Raw genomic sequence first — 618 nt, 5'->3', positions numbered from 1 at the left:
CCCCCGCAGCGAACTTCATAAACATCCAACTGCGACACAGCATGTATCCCCAAAGCCAAGACCTCACTACCTGCAAAGACTTCTTCAGGCGCTGTTAGGCCTTCTTCACTCCACTCACGAGGGATCAAACCAAACATTGGCTCTTCCGTAACATTCGCAGAGAATGGCGTTACTTGCCAGTTCGCTAAAATGTTATCGCTTGCATCCTTTGCAACCACATTAGCTGTAACACCTGGCGTACCCTCAACCAACATTTTGTCTGATACTTCAACCCAACCATTGGCTCCGAGCATGAAACTTGAGTCTTCCTCAGTTTCCTCTACCCACATCGGTGCACCGGTGCTGGTGTCGTATCGATAACGACGCTCTTCAGTGTCATCAATCACACCATAGAAGAAGTCGAAGACCGGCTGATTGGCTGAGTCCTGATAATGCTCGTCGCCTTCCATCCAAACAAAGCCTACATTAGTTCCGGTTTCACCATCGAAGATAGTACTTGCAGACACTTCATCCATCGGCGTAAAGGTTTCTGTTGCATTGTAGGCACAGGTCGCAACAATCTGGCCGTCTGCACTTGCAAAGGTGAAGCTCTCTTCAACGGTGGCAACAATGACACCT

Annotated in this window: 1 protein-coding gene; it reads right to left on the bottom strand. The window is 49.0% G+C overall.

Annotated features, from left to right (window positions below; all coding sequences use genetic code 11):
* The coding region (locus A3757_RS27325; protein ID WP_197470267.1) for a hypothetical protein at window positions 1-618 on the bottom strand (618 nt) is incomplete at both ends.

It is taken from the genome of Oleiphilus sp. HI0117, from assembly GCF_001635235.1.
This window is presented reverse-complemented; position numbering and strand designations above follow the sequence as displayed.